General features: G+C 66.5%; 18 protein-coding genes. 14 read left to right on the top strand and 4 right to left on the bottom strand.

Going from position 1 to position 17,011, the window contains the following annotated elements; translation table 11 throughout:
• Window positions 1-9: 9 nt before the first annotated feature.
• A complete protein-coding gene (locus tag MKD38_RS25265; RefSeq protein WP_111521112.1) occupies window positions 10-762 on the bottom strand; it encodes a maleate cis-trans isomerase family protein in 753 nt (250 codons plus the stop codon).
• Window positions 763-782: 20 nt separating this feature from the next.
• Window positions 783-1,745, bottom strand: a complete 963-nt coding sequence (locus tag MKD38_RS25270) for an amidohydrolase family protein (protein WP_252681215.1) — start codon at window positions 1,743-1,745, stop codon at window positions 783-785.
• A 452-nt stretch (window positions 1,746-2,197) separates the two neighbouring features.
• Here MKD38_RS25270 and MKD38_RS25275 point away from each other — a divergent pair, with 452 nt between their 5' ends.
• From MKD38_RS25275 to MKD38_RS25320, 10 genes are all read left to right on the top strand, one after another.
• Window positions 2,198-3,814 carry an MFS transporter gene (locus tag MKD38_RS25275; protein ID WP_252681218.1) on the top strand — a complete coding sequence of 539 codons (1,617 nt, stop codon included), beginning with the start codon at window positions 2,198-2,200 and terminating at the stop codon, window positions 3,812-3,814.
• Between the two features lie 165 nt (window positions 3,815-3,979).
• Window positions 3,980-5,197 carry an ABC transporter substrate-binding protein gene (locus MKD38_RS25280; RefSeq protein WP_252681221.1) on the top strand — a complete coding sequence of 406 codons (1,218 nt, stop codon included), beginning with the start codon at window positions 3,980-3,982 and terminating at the stop codon, window positions 5,195-5,197.
• Between the two features lie 8 nt (window positions 5,198-5,205).
• A complete protein-coding gene (locus tag MKD38_RS25285) occupies window positions 5,206-5,979 on the top strand; it encodes an ABC transporter ATP-binding protein (RefSeq protein WP_252681224.1) in 774 nt (257 codons plus the stop codon).
• Window positions 5,976-6,713, top strand: coding sequence for an ABC transporter ATP-binding protein (locus MKD38_RS25290; protein WP_252681226.1), 738 nt, complete (start codon window positions 5,976-5,978; stop codon window positions 6,711-6,713). Before MKD38_RS25285 ends, MKD38_RS25290 begins: the two co-directional genes overlap by 4 nt.
• Window positions 6,714-6,725: 12 nt before the next feature.
• Window positions 6,726-7,610 (top strand): branched-chain amino acid ABC transporter permease, encoded by an 885-nt coding sequence (locus MKD38_RS25295; RefSeq protein WP_252681230.1) that lies wholly within the window; start codon window positions 6,726-6,728, stop codon window positions 7,608-7,610.
• A complete protein-coding gene (locus MKD38_RS25300; RefSeq protein WP_252681233.1) occupies window positions 7,610-8,653 on the top strand; it encodes a branched-chain amino acid ABC transporter permease in 1,044 nt (347 codons plus the stop codon). The genes MKD38_RS25295 and MKD38_RS25300 overlap by 1 nt, the downstream gene beginning before the upstream one ends.
• A gap of 83 nt (window positions 8,654-8,736) precedes the next feature.
• Complete coding sequence (locus MKD38_RS25305; protein ID WP_133095365.1) at window positions 8,737-9,042, top strand: non-heme iron oxygenase ferredoxin subunit; 306 nt, start codon at window positions 8,737-8,739, stop codon at window positions 9,040-9,042.
• An 11-nt stretch (window positions 9,043-9,053) separates the two neighbouring features.
• The gene (locus tag MKD38_RS25310) at window positions 9,054-10,334 is read left to right on the top strand and encodes an NAD(P)/FAD-dependent oxidoreductase (RefSeq protein ID WP_252681236.1); all 1,281 of its coding nucleotides are present in this window, start codon (window positions 9,054-9,056) and stop codon (window positions 10,332-10,334) included.
• 13 nt (window positions 10,335-10,347) lie between these two features.
• Window positions 10,348-11,637, top strand: a complete 1,290-nt coding sequence (locus MKD38_RS25315) for an aromatic ring-hydroxylating dioxygenase subunit alpha (protein ID WP_252681238.1) — start codon at window positions 10,348-10,350, stop codon at window positions 11,635-11,637.
• A 37-nt stretch (window positions 11,638-11,674) separates the two neighbouring features.
• Complete coding sequence (locus MKD38_RS25320) at window positions 11,675-12,190, top strand: aromatic-ring-hydroxylating dioxygenase subunit beta (protein WP_252681241.1); 516 nt, start codon at window positions 11,675-11,677, stop codon at window positions 12,188-12,190.
• 51 nt (window positions 12,191-12,241) lie between these two features.
• Here MKD38_RS25320 and MKD38_RS25325 read toward each other — a convergent pair whose 3' ends face one another.
• Both MKD38_RS25325 and MKD38_RS25330 read right to left on the bottom strand, forming a co-directional pair.
• Entirely contained in the window at window positions 12,242-12,772 is a 531-nt protein-coding gene (locus tag MKD38_RS25325) for a MarR family winged helix-turn-helix transcriptional regulator (protein WP_252681244.1), read from the bottom strand.
• A gap of 109 nt (window positions 12,773-12,881) precedes the next feature.
• Complete coding sequence (locus MKD38_RS25330; protein ID WP_252681247.1) at window positions 12,882-13,565, bottom strand: ankyrin repeat domain-containing protein; 684 nt, start codon at window positions 13,563-13,565, stop codon at window positions 12,882-12,884.
• A 218-nt stretch (window positions 13,566-13,783) separates the two neighbouring features.
• Between MKD38_RS25330 and MKD38_RS25335 the strand changes: the two genes are divergently transcribed.
• The 4 genes from MKD38_RS25335 to MKD38_RS25350 all read left to right on the top strand — a co-directional run bounded on the left by MKD38_RS25335 (window position 13,784) and on the right by MKD38_RS25350 (window position 16,993).
• On the top strand, window positions 13,784-14,251 hold the full coding sequence (locus MKD38_RS25335) for a nucleoside deaminase (protein ID WP_252681249.1): 468 nt from the start codon (window positions 13,784-13,786) through the stop codon (window positions 14,249-14,251).
• Between the two features lie 336 nt (window positions 14,252-14,587).
• The gene (locus tag MKD38_RS25340; RefSeq protein WP_111521099.1) at window positions 14,588-14,797 is read left to right on the top strand and encodes a hypothetical protein; all 210 of its coding nucleotides are present in this window, start codon (window positions 14,588-14,590) and stop codon (window positions 14,795-14,797) included.
• Window positions 14,798-14,863: 66 nt separating this feature from the next.
• A complete protein-coding gene (locus MKD38_RS25345; protein WP_252681252.1) occupies window positions 14,864-15,559 on the top strand; it encodes an intradiol ring-cleavage dioxygenase in 696 nt (231 codons plus the stop codon).
• A 279-nt stretch (window positions 15,560-15,838) separates the two neighbouring features.
• On the top strand, window positions 15,839-16,993 hold the full coding sequence (locus MKD38_RS25350) for a TRAP transporter substrate-binding protein (protein ID WP_116332003.1): 1,155 nt from the start codon (window positions 15,839-15,841) through the stop codon (window positions 16,991-16,993).
• Window positions 16,994-17,011: the final 18 nt, after the last annotated feature.

Genomic DNA, 17,011 nt, shown 5'->3' on the forward strand with positions numbered 1-17,011 from the left:
GGCCGCTCCTCAGTAGGCGCCGGACAGCAGCGCACCCGCGCCCGGCACGACCGGCTCAAGGTCCAGCGCCCGGAGCATCGCGTAGGTAGTGGCAATGGCGGCGGTCAGCACCGGCTTGCCGGTCATCGCCTCGACCTTCGCCACGGCCGGCAGCGACGGCATCTGCACGCAGGCAGACAGCACGATCACGTCGGCGTCCCGCGTGTTCATCTGCGCGACGATGCCGGGCAGCCGCGCGGGATCGTGGCGGCCGACTTCCAGGTTGTCGGGGATTTCCAGGGCGCGATAGTCCACGACTTCATAACCCTCGTTGCGGATATAGTCCACGACCAGTTCGGTCAGCGGCTTCATGTAGGGCGCGACCACTGCAATGCGCTTCGCGCCCATCACCTTGAGCGCATCCACCAGCGCGCCGGCACTGGTGATGACGGGCGCGTCGCCGCCGTTCGCGGTGGTATGTGCCTTCAGGCGCTGCTCGGATTGCCGGTGGTAGCCGTGGCCCATCGCCATGATCGCGACCAGGCAGGCATAGCCGAGCACGTCGACGCGGGCATCGCTCAGCTCCACCGCGCAGCGGTCGGACTCGGCATCCATTGCCGCCAGTTCTTCCTTGACCACCTTCTTCATCCGCATGCGGCTGGAATGGAAGGTGAAGCGTTCCGGGCGGATCTGCTGGCGCGCCATTAGCATGGCAGGGATTTCGGTTTCCATCGTCGTGTTCGAGCTGGGGACGATCTGGCCGATACGAAAGACTTTTTGCATGGGGTTTCCAGGTTGTGCGATCAGAGCTTGAGCAGGCGTTGCGCGTTGCCGTGGCAGACCAGTGCGCGCGTGGTGTCGTCGAGCGGCGCGCTCTCGATGAACCGCGCGGCCACTTCGGTGGATTCATAGGGATAGTCGACCGAGAACATCACCGCCTCGGGTCCCAGTTCAGCGATGGCGCCCATCAGCGCGCCGTGCGAGCACACGCCCGAGGTGGTGATGACGATATTGCTGCCGATGTACTCGGACGGCGCGCGCTGCAGCTTGACGCCGTGTGAGTAGACCGCGAAGCGGCTGTCGAAGCGCCAGCGCTGATACGGCAGGCCCTCGCCCATATGGCCGAGGATCAGCTTCAGATTTGGAAAGCGGTCAAACACGCCGCTGAACAGCAAACGCAGCGCGTGCGAAGCGGTTTCCACGCCCCAGCCCCACGCGGCTCCCGCCAGCTCGGGATGGCCGGCGAGGACTTGCGGCGACACGAAGGCATCGGTCGGATGCAGGTACATCGGCACGTCCAGCGCCTGCATGCGCTCCCAGAACGCGTCATACGCCGGGTCGTCGTAGTAGCGGCCATGCGTATGGCCGTTCACCAGCGAGCCCTTGAAGCCGAGCTGCAGCACGGCGCGCTCCAGCTCGGCCGCCGCCTGTTCGGGATCCTGCATCGGCAGCGCGGCAAAGCCGGCATAGCGCGTCGGATGGCGGGCGATCTGCGCTGCCAGGAAGTCATTGCTCTCGCGCGCCCGAGTCAGCGCGAGGCCGGCGTCGGCCTCGCCCTGCACGCCCGGGCCGGTTTGCGAAAGCACGGTGATGTCGATGCCGCAGCGGTCCATCTCGTCCAGGCGTTCCTCGTCGAAATCGGCAAGGCGGCGACCGAGTTCGGCAAACACCGCCGGATCGATATGCTGGGTGAACCCTTTGGAGTAAGCCTGGAAGCCGGGGGTCATGAAATGCTCTTCCAGAGCGATCTTCTTCACGTAGGTCATGCTGGTGGGGGCTCCTGCTAGATGAAATTGCGGCGTGCCGGGCCTGTCGCGCGTGTGCAAACGCGCTAGCTGCGCCAATTGCTCAGTACACTGATTATTTGCGGATTCTAGTCAGCGGATTTTCAAAAGTCCAGATGCCGCGCGGAGGGTTAACACCTATAACGATGCGCAAAGTCGCTCAGTACACTGACTCGAAATGCTCAGTATGCTGACAATATGAAATGGTCGTTTAAAAACGGACCTTCGGGCGACTGGGGAGACACCAGCAAGCGCCCGCACTGGTCCGCATTTTGCTCAGCATACTGCGCTTCTAATCAGCATACTGACTGATGCACCGGCAGGATGCAGCGCTGCACAGTAGCGGGTCACGACGACCCGCGTCACCGGCGCCGGCACCACCGGGAAGCAAACAAACAACAGAGACAACGGCCTGACCAAGAGGAGCCCCCGCCATGACGATCAGCCTGACTCGCGCCAAAACGCGCGTCGAAAACCACGCCCCCGCCTCCGGCATGACCGCCGAAGAACGCAAGGTCATCCTTGCCTCATCCTTCGGCGCCCTGATGGAGTGGTATGACTTTTACATCTACGCGGCGCTGGCAGTGTACTTCGGCGCACTGTTCTTTCCGCCGGGCAATGAAACGGCCGCCTTCCTGGCCAGCCTGGCCACCTTCGGCGCAGGCTTCCTGATCCGCCCGGTGGGCGCGCTGCTGTTCGGTCGCCTGGGCGACCGGATCGGCCGCAAGTACACCTTCCTGGTCACCATCCTGCTGATGGGAGTGGCCACCGTGGGCGTCGGCGTGCTGCCGACATACGAGCAGATCGGCATCACCGCCACGGTGCTGCTGGTGCTGCTGCGCCTGCTGCAAGGCCTGGCGCTCGGCGGCGAAGTGGGCGGCGCGGTCACGTATGTCGCCGAGCACTCGCCGGCAAGCAAGCGCGGCCTCTACACCAGTTCGTTGCAGACCACCGCCACGCTGGGGCTGCTGGCCTCGTTGTTCGTGGTCTACCTGCTCAAGACCTTCCTGACCGAAGCGGAATTCCGCGCGTGGGGCTGGCGCATCCCGTTCATCGTGTCGCTGGTGATGCTGGTGATTTCGGTCTATATCCGCGGCAAGCTGCATGAATCACCGGTGTTCGCGCGCATGAAGGCCGGCAATGCCACCTCGAAATCCCCCATCCGCGAGAGCTTCACCCAGTGGCAGAACCTGAAGTCGGTGCTGCTGCTGTTCGTGGTGGCCGCCGGGCTGGGCGCGATTTTCGGCACCGGCCACTTCTACAGCATGTTCTTCCTCAACAAGACGCTGCACGTGCCGATCGAAACCGTGCACAAGCTGATCGCCATCGCACTGGTGGTGGCCACGCCGTGCTACCTGTTCTTCGGCTGGCTGTCGGACCGCATCGGCCGCAAGTACATCATGATGGCGGCGTGCCTGCTGGCGGCGCTATGCATCCAGCCGGTGTTCAAGGGGCTGACCCACTACGCTAATCCGGCGCTGGAGCAGTTCCAACGTCAAGGCGCGGTGCAGGTGAGCGCCGGCGACTGCCGGGCGCGCCTGTTCGGCGAACCGGTGTCGGCCTGCGACAAGATCCGCGGCTACCTGACCGACCTGGGCGTGGGCTACACCTTCGTGCCGGCCAGCGATCCGGCACAGGCCGAGGTACGTATCGGCGAGCGTACTCTGCAGGGCTTCGACCGCGCCGCCATCAAGGGCGCGCTGATCGAGGCCGGATGGCCCGAGCGCGCCGATCCCGCCAGGATGAATACGCCGATGGTATTCATGCTGCTGCTGGTGCCGATCCTGTTCCTGGCCATGGTCTATGGCCCGATGGCCGCCTTCATGGTCGAGCTGTTCCCGGCCAGGGTGCGCTACACCTCGCTGTCGCTGCCCTTCCACCTTGGTGCGGGCTGGGTCGGCGGCATGCTGTCGTTCGTGGTCACGGCGATGAACGTGTCCAGCGGCGACGTGTACTTTGGCCTCTGGTATCCGGTGGTCATCGCCGGACTCGCCTTCGTCATCGGCATGGTGTTCGTGCCGGAGACGCGCGGGCGTGACCTGTCCACCTGAGCGCTGCTGACAGTGCATTGACACGGCGGAGAGGTCCGCCCTTTTTACCCATAAATCTCCAGCATACTGAATTATTTCCGACGCGAGCGCGGCGATGGCGCCCGCGTCGGGCGAATGCAGCCATCGCCAACTTCCATCCCTTCGCGCAGACAAACTGGAGCCCCCATGTCCACCTCTCGCATTCTCCGCACCCTTGCCGCGTCGTCCGCCCTGCTCGGCCTGGCGCAGGCCGCGCCCGCCCTGGCCGACGCCAGCGGCGTGAAGATCGGCGTCATCACCGATATGTCCGGTTCCTATGCCGACCTGTCCGGCAAGGGCTCGGTCGTTGCCGCCCAGATGGCCGTCGAGGAGTTCGGCGGCAACGCGCTGGGCAAGCCCGTCACAGTGCTGTCCGCCGATCACCAGAACAAGGCCGATATCGCCTCGTCGCTGGCGCGCCGCTGGTTCGATACGGACGGTGTCGACATGGTGATCGACTTCCCCAACTCGTCGACCGCGCTGGCGGTGCAGGAAGTCGCGCGCCAGAAGCAGAAGATCGATATCGTCTCCACCGGCGGCGCCATGGCGCTGACCAACCAGAACTGCTCGCCCACGGGATTCCACTGGACCTGGGACACTTACTCGGTGTCGTATCCGCTGGTGCGCCGCCTGATCGACCAGGGCCGCAACAGCTGGTACTACATCACGGTGGATTACGCCTTCGGCCAGTCGCTGGAAGCCGACTTCCGCAAGGCCGTGGATGCCGGCGGCGGCAAGAACGTGGGCAGCACCCGCCATCCGCTCAATGCCAGCGATTTCAGCAGCCCGGTGGTCGCGGCCTCGGCCTCCAAGGCCAAGGTGGTGGTGCTGGCCAATGCCGGCAATGACATGATCAACGGCGTCAAGGCCGCCGGCGAGTTCGGCCTGATCAAGGCGGGGCAGACGGTCATCACCCCGTCCACCTTCATCACCGATCTCAAGAGCCTGGGCCTGCCCGCCGCGCAGGGCCTGACCTATGTCGATCCGTTCAGGCTCGACCTCGACGCGAAGTCGAAGGACTTCGTCGAGCGCTACTACAAGCGCCACAAGGCGTATCCCACGCACGGGCAGATCGGCGTCTATTCCGGCGTGCTGCACTACCTGAAGGCCGTGGAGGCCGCCAGGACCGTCGAGGGCCCCGCGGTGGCGGACAAGATGCGCGCGCTGCCGGTCAACGATGCCTTCGTGCGCAATGGCAAGGTCCGGATCGACGGCCGCATGGTGCACGACATGTACCTGGCCCAGGCCAAGACGCCGGCGGAATCGAAAGGCCCTTGGGACCTGGTCAAGTACATCGGCACGATCCCCGGCGACGAAGCCTTCCGCCCCCTCTCCGCCAGCGAATGCGCGCTGGTCAAGAAGTGAGCGCGCCCATGCCTGAGCAAGACGTGATCCTGCGCACGCAGGGGCTGACCAAGGCGTTCAAGGGCTTCACCGCCGTCAGCGATGTCAGCCTGTCGGTGCGGCGGGGCTCGATCCATGCGCTGATCGGGCCCAATGGCGCCGGCAAGACCACCTGCTTCAACCTGCTGACCAAGTTCCACGCTCCCTCGTCGGGCTCCATCCATTTCAATGGTGCCGACATCACCGCGCTGCGGCCGGCGCAGATCGCCCGCATGGGCGTGATCCGTTCGTTCCAGATTTCCGCGGTGTTTCCGCAACTGACCGTGCTCGAGAACGTGCGCATCGCGCTGCAGCGCAAGCTGGGCACGTCGTGGCATTTCTGGCGCGGCAGGCGCTCGCTGTCGCAGCTGGATGCGCGCGCCATGGAACTGCTGGACGACGTGGGCCTGGCCGGCTTCGCGCACCTGGGCACGGCCGAACTGGCCTATGGCCGCAAGCGCGCGCTGGAGCTGGCCACCACGCTCGCCACCGATCCCGAGCTGATGCTGCTGGACGAGCCCACGCAGGGCATGGGCCACGAGGACGTCGAGACAGTGACCGCGCTGATCAAGCGCGTGTCGGCGGGACGGACCGTGCTGATGGTGGAGCACAACATGAGCGTGGTGTCGTCGATCGTCGATCGCATCACGGTGCTGCAGCGCGGCGCCGTGCTGGCCGAGGGCACGTATGACGAGATCTCGCGCGACCCGCAGGTAAAGGAAGCCTATATGGGAACCACGGAAGACCAGCAGGAGGCCGCATGACCGCAACCGCCACCCCGGCCCTGGAATTGAGCGGCCTGCATGCCTGGTACGGCGAATCGCACATCCTGCACGGCGTCGAGCTGGCGGTCCAGCCGGGCGAAGTGGTGACGCTGCTGGGCCGCAACGGCGCGGGACGCACCACCACGCTGCGCGCCATCATGGGCCTGGCCGGCACGCGCAAGGGGTCGGTGCGCGTATTCGGCCAGGAAACCATCGGCATGAAGACGCACCGCATTGCGCCGCTGGGGCTTGGTTACTGCCCCGAGGAGCGCGCGATTTTTGCCAGCCTGTCGTGCGAAGAGAACCTGATGCTGCCGCCAGCTTTCGAGGCAGCGCCGGGCGCGACGGGGCTGCGCGAGCCCATGTCCGTGGCAGAGATCTACGAGATGTTCCCCAACCTGCATGAGCGGCGCAAGAGCCCGGGCACGCGCATGTCGGGCGGCGAGCAGCAGATGCTGGCGGTGGCGCGCATCCTGCGCACCGGCGCCAGCGTACTGCTGCTCGACGAGATCTCGGAAGGGCTGGCGCCGGTGATCGTGCAGAAGCTGGCGAAGATGATCGCCACGCTGCGCCGGCGCGGCTACACCATCGTCATGGTGGAGCAGAACTTCCGCTTCGCGGCACCGTTGGCGGACCGCTTCTTCGTGATGGAGCACGGCCGCATCGTCGAGGCCTTCGGTGCCGGCGAACTGGAACGGAAGATGCCCACGCTCAATGCCCTGCTGGGCGTGTAAGGAGACCTTGTCATGGAATTGTTTGGAGTGCCCCTGCCCGCGCTGCTGAGCCAGCTGCTGCTGGGGCTGGTCAACGGATCGTTCTACGCGATCCTGAGCCTGGGGCTGGCAGTGATCTTCGGCCTGCTCAACGTCATCAACTTCGCGCATGGCGCGCTGTTCATGCTAGGCGCGGTGCTGGCCTGGATGGGACTGAACTACCTCGGCATCAACTACTGGCTGATGCTGCTGCTGGCGCCGCTCGCGGCCGGCGCGCTGGGCGTGGTGCTGGAGCGCACCATGCTGCGCCACCTGTACCGCTTCGACCATCTGTATGGCCTGCTGCTGACGCTCGGCATCTGCCTGCTGATCGAAGGCTTGCTGCGCTCGGTCTACGGCGTCTCCGGCCTGCCCTACCCCACCCCGGAAGCGCTGACCGGTGTCAGCCAGCTGGGCTTCATGGTGCTGCCCAACTACCGTGCCTGGGTGGTACTGGCTTCGCTGACGGTGTGCTTCGCCACCTGGTTCATGATCGAGAAGACGCGGCTCGGCGCCTACCTGCGCGCCGGCACCGAGAATCCGCGCATGGTCGAGGCCTTCGGCGTCAACGTGCCGCTGCTGGTGACGCTGACCTATGCCTTCGGCGTTGGCCTGGCGGCGCTCGCCGGCGTGCTCGCCGCCCCGGTGATGCAGGTGTCGCCACTGATGGGGCAGAACCTGATCATCACGGTGTTCGCGGTGGTGGTGATCGGCGGCATGGGCTCGATCCTTGGCTCGATCTTTACCGGCCTGGGGCTGGGTGTGTTCGAAGGCATGACCAAGGTCTACTACCCCGAAGCTTCGGCGACCGTTGTCTTCGTCGCCATGGTCTGCGTGCTGCTGGTGCGGCCGGCCGGCCTGTTTGGAAAGGAGAAATGATGGCAAGCACCACTAACGCAACGCGGCCGCTGCTCGCGTATGGACTGCTGCTGGCGGCCCTGCTGCTCGCGCCCTGGCTGGGCGCCTACCCGGTGCTGGTGATGAAGCTGCTGTGCTTCGCGCTGTTCGCCTGTGCCTTCAACCTGCTGCTGGGCTATACCGGGCTGGTGTCGTTCGGCCATGCCGCCTTCTTCGGCGGCGCGGCCTACGCCTGCGGCTACGCGATGAAGTCGCTGCAGCTCACGCCGGAACTGGCGCTGCTGGGCGGCACCGCCTTCGGCGCCCTGCTGGGGCTGGTGTTCGGCGCGCTGGCGATCCGCCGCCAGGGCATCTACTTCGCCATGATCACGCTGGCGCTGGCGCAGATGTTCTACTTCTTCTGCCTGCAGGCACCGGTCACCGGCGGCGAAGACGGCATGCAGGCGGTGCCGCGCGGCGAGCTGTTCGGCGTGCTGCCGCTGGCGTCCGACCACACCATGTACTACGTCGTGCTGGCGATCACCGTGGCTGCCTTCCTCGGGATCATGCGCATCGTCGACTCGCCCTTCGGGCAGATCCTGCGGGCGATCAAGGAGAACGAGCCGCGCGCGGTCTCGCTGGGCTATGACGCGGACCGCTTCAAGCTGCTGGCGTTCGTGCTGTCGTCGGCGCTGGCGGGGCTGGCGGGGGCGCTCAAGACGCTGGTGCTGGGCTTCGCCACGCTGACCGATGTCCACTGGATGATGTCGGGCTCCGTGATCCTGATGACCCTGGTCGGCGGCATGGGCACCCTGTCCGGCCCGCTGGTCGGCGCGCTGGTCATCGTCGCGCTGGAGAACAAGCTGGGCGATGCGGGCAACGCGCTGGCGGCGATGACCGGGATCGGCTGGTTCGATACGTTGGGCGAGTCGGTGAGCATGGTGACAGGGCTGATCTTCGTGGTCTGCGTGCTGACGTTCCGCCGCGGCATCATGGGCGAGATCCTGGCGCGGTCGCAGGCACGTCCGACGCTGCAGCACAATGCCGCGGCCACGCCAGGGACGGCACGCACCAGCCAGGGTTAACGAGGATATTTCGCCCCCAAAACATCAGTACACTGATACTCATATACTCAGCATACTGACAAATTAGATTCACGGAGATGAACATGGCATGGATTCACATCGATGCGGCCGACACGCTGCAGAACGACGAGGTGATGCCGCTGACGCTGGGCGATCGCCAGCTTGCCGTCTATCGCAGCGATGACGCGTACTTTGTCACCGACAACGTCTGCACGCACCAGTACGCGCTGCTGTCGGACGGCTACCTGGAAGACGGCTGCATCGAATGCCCGCTGCACCAGGCCCGCTTCGACATCCGCACCGGCAAGGCGATGTGCGCGCCCGCCACCGGCGATATCCGCACCTACCCGGTCAAGATCGAAGACAGCCGGGTGTGGGTCGAGTTGTAAGGGAGCCGGTCATGACACAGCACACGCCCATCCTGATCGTCGGCGCCGGCCAGGCCGGGGCCATGGCCGCCGCCGCGCTGCGCGGCCTTGGCCATGGCGGCCGCATCGTCATGGCAGGCGGCGAACGGCACGCGCCATACGAGCGCCCGCCGCTGTCCAAGTCCGTGCTCGCCGACGCCGCACAGGACGGCAAGATCGGCGTGCACCCCGCCAGCTTCTATGCCGACCAGGGCATCGAGCTGCGGCTCGGCACCTGCGTCACCGCGCTCGATGCCGCGCGGCAAGTCGCGCACCTGGCCGACGGCAGCGCCATCGGCTATGGCGCCTGCCTGCTCGCCACCGGCGGCAATGCCCGCGCGCTGCCCGCGCTGCCGCCCGGCACGCCCCATGTGCATTACCTGCGCTCGCTGGACGACGCGGCGCGCCTGCGCGACGCCATGCAGCGCGCAGGCGAACTTGTGGTGATCGGCGGCGGCTTCCTTGGCCTGGAGACCGCTTCGACCGCTGCAGGCATGGGCCTGAAGGTCACGCTGGTCGAGAGCGCGGACCGCCTGCTGGGTCGCGCGCTGCCGCCGGAGCTTGGCGCATGGCTGGCGGATCGGGTGCGGGCGCAAGGCGTGACCCTGCGTCTTGGTTGCGGCATCGCTCACTGCGAGGTCCAGGGCGATGGCGTGCAAATGCGGTTCGACGACGGCTCCGCGCTGCCCGCTGCGCTGGTGGTGGTCGCGATTGGCCTGACACCGGAAGTGGCGCTCGCCGCCGGCGCTGGCCTGGCGCTGCATTCGCAGAATGGCGGCATCCAGGTCGACGAAAAGTGCCGCACCAGCGCGCCGTCGATCTATGCCGCTGGCGACTGCTGCAGCCAGTACCAGCCGCTGTTCGGCGCCGAGATGCGGCTCGAGTCCTGGCAAAGCGCCAATGAACAGGCGCGCATCGCGGCGGCGGCGATGCTGGGCGTGGCGGCGGAGCCCGCGGCGCTACCGTGGTTCTGGACCGACCAGTTCGGATGCAACGTGCAGATGCTCGGCGCCGCGCATCCGGATCTCCGCTATGCCTGGCGCGGTATCGCGGCCCACGATGCCGCCGCCCCGAAGTTCATGCTGCTCGGCACCCGACACGGCCGCCTGCGCCATGCCATTGCCGTGAATGCCGGCGGCGACCTGCGCCAGCTGCGCGCACTGGTCGGACACGACGTCTCGGCGCACCTGGCACGCCTGTGCGACGACACATTGCCGCTGCGGCAGGTCGTGCGCGAACGGCAGGCGGAAGCAGACAGCTCCATCACACTCTGAGAGGACCCCACACATGTACCAGACACAAGCGGTGATCCAGCACACGCTCGGCAAGAAGAACCCGGCACTGGATGAATGCCGCTGGCCCGAGGACGGGCTGCACTACATCCCGGACTGGGTCTACACCAGCCAGGCCGTCCATGACCTGGAACTGCAGAAGATCTTCCGCGGGCGCTCGTGGAACTATGTCGCGCTGGAAGCCGAAATCCCGAACGCGGGCGACTTCAAGCGCTCGTATGTCGGCGCGACGCCGGTGGTCGTGTCGCGCGCCGAGGACGGCTCGATCAACGTGTTCGAGAACCGCTGCGCGCACCGCGGCGCCGAGTTCTGCCGCCACAGCCAGGGCAACACCAAGGAATTCGTCTGCCCTTACCACCAGTGGTCCTATGACCTGAAGGGCAACCTCCAGGGCGTGCCGTTCAAGCGCGGCGTGAATCGCGCCGGCGGCATGCCTAAGGATTTCCGCAACGAAGACCACGGGCTGGTGAAGCTGCACGTAGCGACGCGCAACGGCGTGATCTTTGCCTCCTACGCGCCCGACATGGAAAGCCTGGAAGACTACATGACGCCGGAGATCCTGAAGGACTTCGACGTGGTCTTCAACGGCAAGCCGCTCAAGGTGCTTGGCTATTACAAGAACGAGCTGCCGTGCAACTGGAAGATGTACCACGAGAACCTGAAGGACCCGTACCACGCCACGCTGCTGCACTCCTTCCTGGTGGTGTTCGGCCTGTTGGTGGCTGGCAATGAGTCGGCCATGATCGCCGACCCCGTGCATGGCCGCCACGGCACCATGGCATCGGCCAAGAAGGAAGACAAGTACGCGGCCGTCAGCGACGAGAACAAAAAAGAGATGCGCTCGTACCACGAAGGCATGCGCCTGGAGGACGAGCGCTTCCTGGAGTACGTGCGCGAGTTCGACTCGCCGTGGTCGGTGACGATGCAGACGATCTGGCCGAACCTGATCGTGCAGCGCGAGATGAACACGCTGGGCGTGCGCCAGATCGTGCCCAACGGCCCCGACAGCATGCTGATGCTGTGGACCATGTTCGGCTACGAGGACGACACCGAGGAAATGACGCAGCACCGCCTGCGCCAGGGCAACCTGATGGGCCCCGCCGGCTTCCTCGGGCTGGAAGACAACGAGGCGATGAAGTTCGTGCAGGAAGGCGTGCGCCGCTCCAGCAGCGACCTCAACGTGCTCAAGCTGGACGCGCAGCAGATCGGCACGTCTAGCTCGCTGATCTCCGAATCCGCGATCCGCGCGATGTACCAGTACTACCGCGGCGTGATGGGGTTCTGAACGCGGCCTGACGGGAATCCAAAAGCCTATGAAACCGATGAACTACTCCCTCTATCGCGAGAGCACCCTCGGCACCGCGCGCGCGATCGAACTGCGGCTGGAGATCGATGCCTTCCACGCGGACTATTGCGCGGCACTGGACGCCGGCATGGTCGAGCACTGGCCGGGCTTCTTCACCGACGATGCGCTCTACCGCATCACCGCGCGCGAGAACGCCGAACGCAACCTGCCGGTCGGGCTGGTGTATGCCGAAGGCATCGGCATGATGCGCGACCGCGCCGCGGCGATCGCCAGTACGCAGATGTTCGCGCCGCGCTACAACCTGCACCTGGTGACCAATACCCGGGTCAGCGATGAAACCGCCGACGGCGACATCGTGGCGCAGGCCAATTTCATGCTGTTGCAGACGCTGGTGGAGGGGCCCACCACGATCCATCTCGCCGGCACCTATCACGACCGCTTCCGCCGCCAGGGCGGCAGGCTGCTGCTGCGCGAGCGGCAGGTGGTGTATGACACCACCATCATCGCGAACGACCTGGTCTATCCGGTCTGAGCCACATCGTCATGCAACAAGGCGGGCCTTTGCGCCCGCCCCTTTTTTCGCCTACATGCTTCGCAATACCGTGCGACTGTACTGGTTATTGGCTTCCACCAGCGTCGCCAGCAAGTCCATGAAGACCTCGCGCTGCGCCGGCTTCAGCGGCGCCAGCATGCGTTCCTGCGCGCGCGCCATGTCGGCACGCAGCGACGTGACCACGCTCTTGCCTTCGCGCGTCAGGTGGACGTGGCGCGTGCGCCTGTCCGCAGGGTTTTCGTGCCGCTCGACCAGGCCGCGCTCTTCGAGCCGGCGCACCACATCCATGGTCGTGGTGCGGTCAAGGCCCACTTCCTGCCCCAGCGAGGTCTGGTCCAGTCCGGGCAGGACCGACAACACGGTCAGGATGGCGTACTGGACCGGCGTGACATTGGGCGACTTGCATTCCTCGAAGAACATCGCCACGTGGATCTGGTGAAGCCGCCGCACCAGAAACCCGGGACGTGCCCAGAGGAGCTCCTTGGCCGGATCCGCTTCCGGCGCCGCAGTTGCCGGGCTGCCGCTTCCACTCGTTGCACTGCGCTTTGCTCTCGAAGCCATCGCCTTCACCATTTTGTATGCACACTGACAGTATATATGAGGCAAGGTCACGGCGATCCTCCCAAATCGGTCGCAACCCATGGCACAAAGGTCCCTGAACGCCGCGGCGTCAACGCGCGCCGGCGTCGCGAAGAATGCGCTCGATCTGCGTATAGCCGCGCTGGCGCGCATGCTGCAGCGGCGTGACGCCGTCGCCGTCGGCCAGGTTCACATTGGCCCCGGCCTGGACCAGCAGGCGCACGATCTCGGTATGGGCGGCGCCGCCGTTGCCGAGGATGATGGCCTCGAGCAAGGCGGTCCACTTGAGCCGGTTCACGTGGTCCACCGCCACGCCGGCCGCGATCAGCATGCGCACGGTCTCGACATGGCCGCGCTCGGCAGCAGGGATCAGCGCGGTGCCGCCGTAGCGGTTGGTGCTGCGCAGGTCGGCGCCGTGCGCCAGTGTCAGCCGCAGGATCTCGTTGTGGCCGCGCGCGCCGGCATACAGGTAGGGACTGTCGTGGATCGCGTCCTGCGCGTTCACGTTGGCGCCGGCATCGATCAGCACCTGCGCCGCCTGCACGCGGTTGTGGTGCGTGGCCAGCAGCAGCGCGGTGCGTCCCTGCCCGTCGCGCGCGTCGATGCTGGCGCCCTGGGCCAGCAGCGCGCTGACCTGCGCGGCGTCGCCGCGCGCCGCGGCCTCGCGCAGTTGTTGCTCGGGCGTTGCGCTCGCGGCGGCGGGAACGGATGTCAGCATGGCGATGAACAGGGACAGGGACAGGGACAGGGAAATGAACAGGCGCGCCACCAGCATGTGGAATCCTTCAGGGATACATCGGCCGCATTCTGGCACGCCGCCCGCGCCACGCGAAGTTAAGGATTCGACTGCGCGCCAGTGCCAACGGCAATAGCAGCCGGCGCCCGAATACGCTCTATAACAACCCGCGCCACCGTGTCCGCGCACGCTGTCCTATAGTCGCGAGGCCCGCATCATGTCCGCCTGCGCGGGCCAGGCCTGACCGGAGACAACGCGTGTCGACAACCGAAGCCTATCTGCTGGATTCCATCCGCCTCGCCATGGAGAACGTGCGCGAGCGCAATACCTGGCCCTTCGGCGCCGTGGTGGTCAGGGACGGCACGGTGCTGGCCCGCGCGGTCAACGAAGTCGATGCCACTTGCGACCCCAGCGCGCATGCCGAGATGCAGGCGGTGCGCGCCGCCAGCCGCGCGCTGGGCAAGCCCGACCTGAGCGGCTGCACCGTGTACGCCAGCGGCTATCCCTGCCCGATGTGCCTGACCGCGATGTACCTGGCCGGGGTCGAGGCGGTCTACTACGCGTATTCCAACGAGGACGGCGCCCCTTACGACCTGTCGGCCGAGCGCGGCTACGTCGAGCTGGCCCGTCCGCTCGAGCAGCGCGAGATGAAGCTGGCCTACGTGCCGGCCCGCGACCACGGCGTCGACCTGTATGAAGCCTGGCGCGCGCGTCAGGCCCGGTAAGGGCGATATAGGGCATGACCGGGAGCGGACGGCTGCCGCTCCCTTTGCCCACGATGCAGGCATGGCCATCGCCTTGTCACGTGGGCCGGCTAGTATGGGAATGACGGCGCTGCGACAGTGGGTCACATGTAACGGCCGGCGGCAGCGAGGAACCGCGCGCGGAGCCTCCCGTCAAACCAATGGATTGCGAGACACCGGCAGCGCTGCTGCATTGCAGCGCAACATGTGCAGCGCATGTGACCCCGTCGTCCCGACGATCGTATTACGCCTCCCCGCCGGCGCGATGTCGCCGCGCAGACTCCCAGCAAACGCCCCCCTCTAGCCAAGGAGACGAACGTGCTGAGCCCGCATGAACTTGCCACGCTGCTATTGCTGAGCGATGGCCCCGATTCCCTCGATTCCACCGATTCCCGCCAGATCGATCCCATCGACCTCAAGGCCCTGGTCGACAAGCGATTCGTTCACCTCGAAGTCCTGCACGGCCGCCGCCAGGCGCCGCGCATCACCAGCCACGGCTATTCCATGCTCAAGGCCATGGGACGCTGAGGCGGCGGCCCTGGCCAACGCGCGGCAAGCGCCGTCCGGCCCACTCGCAACAGCACGGAGGCCACCATGACCACGGACCCGGCGCCTGATGCCGGGGTCCCGGCAGATCCCGACGCGGCGCGCCGCCGCTTCCTGCGCGACCTGGGCCTGATGGCCGCGGCCGGCATCGCGCCCGGCACGGCGGCGGCGGCAACGCCCGCGGCCTGCCTGCTGACGCCGGCCGCCACCGAAGGCCCGTTCTACCTGGACGATGCCCTGGTGCGCGCCGATATCCGCGACGGCCGTCCCGGCCAGCCCGTGCGGCTGCGCATCCGGGTGGTTGACGCCGGACGCGGCTGCGCGCCGGTGCCGGGTGCCCTGGTCAGCATCTGGCACTGCGATGCGCAGGGCCATTACAGCGGCGAAGGCCAGGCCGACCGGCAGGCGCGTTTCCTGCGCGGGGTCCAGCCGGCGGACAGCGACGGCGTCGCCACCTTCACCTCGATCTATCCCGGCTGGTACGCGCCGCGCGCCATCCATATCCACTTCAAGGTGCTGCTCGGGCGTGCGGAAGCGCTGACCAGCCAGCTGTATTTCAGCGACGCGCTCAACCGCGAAGTCCTGGGCAGCCATCCGGCCTACCGTGCGCACGGCGTGCCGGCGCGCGCCACCGTGCAGGACCCGATTGCGGGGCCGCGCCCCAACCTGATGGCAGTGCGCGAGGCCTCCGGCGCGCCGGGGATGCTTGAAGCCAGCTTCACGGTCGGCATCGCGCGCGCCTGAGCCGGCGGCACGCCGCTCGTGCGCGGCCACGAAGTGCGCCGGCGCACACCGCGCGGGTAATCCCTAGATTGTGGTTGCCTGTGCCTTTCCTACCATGAAGGGAATCACGGGCCACCTGCCCGGCATCCCTGCCCGTCGGCAGGCCTGCCGCGCGTCCGCTGGCCCCGCATGCTCCAGTTTTTCCCGACTTTTCCGGTGTTCGCGTCAGTGGCGAGTAGCCTCGGTCCCCACGGCCGGCATGCTCGCGGGTAGTCCCACACTCATCAGAGGGAGACGGTCATGGCATCCAGGGCGAGGAAATCAGAGGGACGGAGCAGCGGCCAGGGCAGCAGCGTATCCCGGCGCGGCTTCCTGGGCGGCGCCGCCGGCGCTGCCGCGGGGGCGGCCGCGATGGGCTTCCCGGCCATCGTCAAGGCGCAGGGGCCGGTCACGATGCGCTGGCAGAGCACCTGGCCGACCAAGGACATTTTCCACGAGTTCGCCGGCGACTTCGTCACCAAGGTGAACGACATGTCGGGCGGCGACCTCAAGATCGAACTGCTGCCCGCGGGCGCGGTGGTCAAGGCCTTCGACCTGATCGACGCGGTCAGCAAGGGCACGCTCGACGGCGGCCATGGCGTGATCGCGTACTGGTACGGCAAGAACTCGGCGCTGGCGCTGTGGGGCTCGGGCCCGGCCTGGGGCATGGACCCGAACATGCTGCTGGCCTGGCACAAGTACGGCGGCGGCAAGGAACTGCAGCAGGAGATCTACCGCAGCCTGAACCTGGACGTGGTGTCGTTCCTGTACGGGCCGATGCCGACCCAGCCGCTGGGCTGGTTCAAGAAGCCCATCACCAAGCCGGAAGACTTCAAGGGGCTGAAGTTCCGCACCGTCGGCCTGTCGATCGATATCTTCACCGGCCTGGGCGCCGCGGTGAACGCGCTGCCGGGCGCCGAGATCGTGCCGGCGCTGGACCGCGGCCTGCTCGACGCGGCGGAGTTCAACAACGCCAGCTCGGACCGCGCGCTGGGGTTCCAGGACGTGTCCAAGATCTGCATGCTGCGCAGCTTCCACCAGTGCTCGGAGCAGTTCGAGATCCTGTTCAACAAGAAGCGCTACGACGCGCTGCCGGCCAAGCTCAAGGCGCTGATCGCCAACGCGGTGGACGCGGCCTCGGCCGACATGTCGATGAAGGCGATCGACCGCTATTCCAAGGACTACCAGGCGCTGCAGCAGCAGGGCGTGAAGTTCTACGCCACCCCCAACTCGGTGCTGCAGGCGCAGCTGAAGATCTGGGACGAGATCGTGGCGCGCAAGGAAAAAGAGAACCCCATGTTCAAGAAGGTCAATGATTCGATGAAGGCCTTCGCACAGCGCTCCACGCGCTGGCAGAACGATACCAACGTCGACTACCGGCTGGCCACCAGCCATTACTTCTCCAAGCGCGGCTGAGCCCCCGGGACGCGCGCC

Source organism: Cupriavidus sp. WGlv3 (assembly GCF_023952475.1).
GTDB classification, from domain to species: Bacteria; Pseudomonadota; Gammaproteobacteria; order Burkholderiales; family Burkholderiaceae; genus Cupriavidus; species Cupriavidus phytorum.